The 5,005-nt window shown below is 39.1% G+C and carries 3 protein-coding genes; 2 read left to right on the plus strand and 1 reads right to left on the minus strand.

The window, feature by feature from the left end; genetic code table 11:
* Positions 1–1,471, minus strand: a 1,471-nt coding sequence (tnpC, locus tag IX84_RS30075; protein WP_052516523.1) for an IS66 family transposase, incomplete at its 3' end; no start/stop codon positions are given.
* Between the two features lie 306 nt (positions 1,472–1,777).
* Between tnpC and IX84_RS30080 the strand changes: the two genes are divergently transcribed.
* Together IX84_RS30080 and IX84_RS30085 are read left to right on the plus strand one after the other, a co-directional pair.
* Complete coding sequence (locus IX84_RS30080; RefSeq protein ID WP_044230276.1) at positions 1,778–3,004, plus strand: leucine-rich repeat domain-containing protein; 1,227 nt, start codon at positions 1,778–1,780, stop codon at positions 3,002–3,004.
* 239 nt (positions 3,005–3,243) lie between these two features.
* Positions 3,244–4,302: a Fic family protein gene (locus IX84_RS30085; protein WP_044230278.1), complete on the plus strand. Its 1,059-nt coding sequence runs from the start codon at positions 3,244–3,246 to the stop codon at positions 4,300–4,302.
* The last annotated feature ends 703 nt before the right edge of the window (positions 4,303–5,005 follow it).

Consider the following 5,005-nt stretch of genomic DNA (forward strand, 5'->3'; position numbering starts at 1 on the left):
AATCGCCCCAGAGCAAATTCGATACGAATGGCTCAGTTTGGGCAGTGAAGAGTTTTTTCATAGCCTCAAAAGCGGAGTATCCCTGTTTAGTGGCTGTCGATAAGAAAGCCCTGATACGCAAGAAGCGGTTGCCAGTCTCTATGCTGTGAAAGAAACCGGATATTTTCATTTTCACTTTTAGCATCCTTATGTCCCGCTCCGCCCTGTTGTTGTCAAAAGGGACCCGGAAGTCGTACAGAAAACGGAGCACCTCGCTGGCATATTCTTTTAAGGCCATAAGGAGGTTGTGGGTTTTGGTTTGCTTAGGCGGCCCTTTTGTGCCATCCCCATTTACAGCAGGGTGCAGTTTTAGCCCCTGTTGTACCCAGGTCATGTATCGTTGGCGGTACTGTGCGCAGTGGCTGGAAGAAAACGCATCTTTGCCCTTCGCTTTTGCCCGTTTTACTGCTTTATTGATGTTTTTGAGCAGTTCCTGCAGTTGCCGGGCCCAGTAATCATTATGCTCGTCAATGACGGCTTGTAAGTTGCGCAGTAAATGGGCATTGCACAGGCTATGCTGGCAGTCATAGCCGAAGTAGTTAGCGTAGCGGTCATGCACTGCAATGCCTTTAAAACCTGGCAAGATGCCCATTTCGTCCATCGTAGCATAGCCCCGCTTTCCAAGAAAGAAGTAAGTATGGGCGCTGCCGCTGGCCACATGGGCATAAGCCTGCCCTTGCGCGCGCACGCCTGTTTCGTCAAAGCCTGCTACCTCCTCTTGTTGAAAGCGCCTTATTATTTGTTCGCTGAAGCTGTCCAGTTGGCAGCAAGCCTCTGAAAGCATATTGTCTAGCGTCCCTTCGCTTATTGGCTGCCCTAAAAAATCGGACAGCAGTTCTGCCGTGCGTCCGTAAGGCAGCAATTGGTATGACATGCAGTAGCTGGCAAATGTCCGCAGGTTGGGGCCGTACACCGCATTATTCGTAGCTTCGGCGGGGAAGAGCCCCTGCGTGCGCACCCCACAGCAGGAACAGCTGGCGCGGTGTGCACGGTGCTCTGTGACTTGTATCTCAATTGGGGGGATATCGAAGACCTGACGGCGGTCAAACCCCAAGCTTGGCTGCCCCGATAAATCTGCGCCGCAACCAGAGCAAGCCTTTGGGTAATGATCCTCAATCTTCGCCTCGGCGCTGGGCACCATCTTCAAAGTAGTGCCCTTATGCCCTGGCTGTCCACCGGGTTTCCTGCCTTTCTTACTTTTTTGGGTTGTTGTGCGTGACTTCGTAGGGCCATCACTGCTCGGCGGTCGAGAACTGTTCCGGCTGTTTTGGTTGAGCTGGGCTTCCAGTTCTTTGATGCGCTGCTCTAATGTCCGGATCGTTTCGTCGCGCTGGGATATGGTTTCTTGCTGCATAGAAATAATAACCCTGACCACCTGGCTAATGTCAGGCGGCAGCTTGGATAGTAGGTTATTCAGTGCAGACGGTTCCATGGGATTAAATATCGTATTTTATTTTAACTTTGTCTAAAGCGGCTGAATGTTTACAAATTGAGACCAGTTTTCAAGATCAATTTGAGATCATCAGAATCAGGGGATTGGTTTAAAAAGATTGAAAAATCGGTAAAAACGGTAAAAACGGCCCTTTGGGAGTATCCAGAATCGGTAAACCGGTCGCTTTTATAGGTTTACGAATAATAAAAATGGAAGCACCCAACACAGTGCAGCCGACAATACTCCGCTGCGCTGCGTACTGCGGCTGCACGTTCCCGTTCTCGGAAATTCGAATAATTTTAAACGATGAGCGTAAATCAACCTAAATTCATAATGGTTTTCGAAATTAAATTTCTAATTTATCTACTGTCAATTGTTTTGATAACCCCTTACCTCTCTTATTCAAACAATGGTCATGGCAAAGAAAGGATACTTATTCAATCAAGTGATACTAGTCTAAAAAGTGATTCTCTAATTCTTGATTTATCATTTATAGATCTAGCTGAGGTACCGGATTCAGTGTTCAAAATGATACATTTGGAGGAGTTACATTTAACGAAAAACCAAATCTCATTAATCCCTTCAGAAATAGGATTACTCCAAAACTTGAGGACTTTAAGGCTATATTCAAATAAAATTGAGTTTTTACCAGAAGAGATTGGATACTTAAATAAATTGGAAACCTTAGATTTAAGTTGGAATCCAATAAAACGACTTCCTAAAACTATAGGTAACCTAAAAAGATTAAAGATTTTGGCATGGAATGCAGATTCCAATATCGAATCTTTTGAAGGTATTCAGCACCTAGATAGCCTAGAAACCTTACAAGTAGCATACAATTTATTAGAGGAAATACCAAAAGAGGTGTTCGAGCTTGATAGGCTAATCGTACTAGATTTATCAATGAACAGAATTGAAGATATTCCAGAAGAGATCACTAATCTATCTATGTTGGAAGTATTAAGGCTTACTAATAACCGGTTAACAAAATTCCCTAAATCAATTTGTGAGCTGCCGAATTTGAAAGAGTTTTCAATTTCTGCCCGAAATCAGGTCTACGAAATTCCAAGAGAGATTAAAAATCTTTCATCTCTATTAAATCTAGAGGTCTCATCGACAGGATTAAAGGTAATTCCAAGTGAAATATGCGATTTAAGTAAACTAGAGCGATTGTATTTATCAAGTAACGAAATTGAATCTTTACCGGAAGAGATTGGTAAATTGAAAAACCTTAAGGAATTAAATCTATTTAATAATAAGTTGAATGCTTTTCCAAGTGGAATAATTGAGTTAACTAAATTGGAGATACTTGACATTGGATCAAATACAATTGATAATATTCCAGATAACATTTCTGAGTTGAAGAATTTAAGGATTCTCGGACTCAGAAATTTGGGACTTGAAAATTTACCCCTAGGTATACATGAATTAAGAGGATTGCAGAGATTAGATTTAGGAGGGAATAATATTCCTCTAGATCAAGTAACTGTTTTTAAAGAGAATAATCCTCAATGTAGAGTTATTGGACTTTAGGAATCTGAAATAACCGAGAACAATGGCTACATGCCATGCCGGTAAAAATCTTCGAGAGGGAAATAGAGATGAAAAGCCGCTGCGCTGGCATTTGTGAAATGGAACGAAAATGGTAAATTTAGAGTCCGGCACGTCACGTAGCCGGGCCGTTCTGCGCAACACAATAATCTAATAAAATTCTAATAAAAATCTAGTATTTCGTTTTTCGTCCTTATCTTGTAAGTGCTAAAAGATGAAATATGGATAGTAAACTTCAACTAGACTTTAAATCAACTCAATATGTAATTAAAGAAATTGCATATATTGATTCGTTTAAAGGGAAATGGACTGGATTAGAGATCAAAGAATCCAAATTACTTAAAGAACTCAAGCAGATTGCGACGATAGCAAGTATTGGTTCATCCACAAGAATTGAAGGTTCAACTCTGACTAATGAAGAAGTAGAAAAACTGCTATCAAATCTTTCTATGAGTCAACTTAAAGAAAGAGATGAACAAGAGGTTTTTGGATACTATGAAGTATTAGAATTGATATTGGAATCATACTCAGAAATTGGGCTGACAAAAAACAATATTCATCATTTACACAAAATTCTGTTAAAGGCAAGCTCAAAGGATGAATATCATAGAGGCAATTATAAAAGGGTTACAAATAAGGTGGTGGCAAAATATCCAGGAGGAAGCGAAAGAGTAATATTTAATACCACTGATCCAAGTAAGGTCGATTTAGAGATGGATGCAATAATCGAGTGGACCAATAAGAATTTGGAATCAAAAGAATATCACCCGTTGATAGTTATTTCAACATTTACTTACGAATTTTTATCAATTCACCCTTATCAAGATGGAAATGGAAGATTATCTCGATTACTCACTACTCTTCTATTGCTTAGAAATGGATATGATTTTATGAATTATGCTTCAATGGAGACAGAGATAGAGAAAAGAAAGAAAGAATATTATGGAGTCTTGATGGATGGACAAAAAGACAGATATACGAATAAAGAGAATATATCAAATTGGATAATATACTTTTTAAAAATGCTGCATGAAGCTATAGATATTTTAGAATCACGATTTGCAGACATAAAGAATTCTAAATCATATTTGTCTCATAGGCAAGCGAAAATTATGGAATTCATTAAGAATAATGAGCCGGTTAAAATATCTGATATTAGTAAACATATGATAGAGGAATCAATCCACACGATAAGAAAAGATATTGTTTATTTAAAAAATGAAAACTTACTTAGGCAAGTGGGGAAAGGACGATCAACAATCTATTATTATAAAGAATAATGCGCAGAACAATGCATACCCGTCCATACTCCGCAAAGCTCCGTACGGCGGGTATGCGGACCGTTATGGGGTACCGCATCAGAATTGGCATCCTATGGAATTGAAAATATGAATTGTCCCGCCTCAAAAAAGGAACTCAGAATCAGGTAATTGTCCTGAAATCGAGAATTGATTTTCATATCGGGCAATTGAAATTTTAAAAGGCGGGCAAAGATCCTATCGAGTATTGTATTCTTTACGGTGAATCGGACAGAAAACGAAAAACTTGGATTCTTAAGATTAACCGGGCCCATCTTGAAAAATGAGATTGGTTTTTTCAGGTGAGATTTACGTTTAGGCGGCTTTTGAAATAGAAATGAGGAATTTGAATCTCGTCCAAAAACAGAATTTGGGAATCAGGAATCTGGAGATTTTGAACTGGAAAACGTTGATTGAATCAATTTGAAAACCTAAGGTCAGGAACCAAAAATTCAAGATTTGGAGAACCTGAAACTGATTTTGATGAATTTGTGAGATTGAATCCAGTAAATTGAATAGATCAAAAATCAGGTTGAATCTTCTGGAAATTGAGATCAGAATCCGGAAATAGGTTGATTGTCGTGAGATTTTTGGTTGATCAGAGATAAGAACTGAGCAAATTGGAGAATCAGAATCCTTAAATTGAATCAATTGAAAACCAAGAGATTAAAATCAGTTGAAAAGA

It is taken from the genome of Phaeodactylibacter xiamenensis, from assembly GCF_000759025.1.
GTDB lineage: Bacteria > Bacteroidota > Bacteroidia > Chitinophagales > Saprospiraceae > Phaeodactylibacter > Phaeodactylibacter xiamenensis.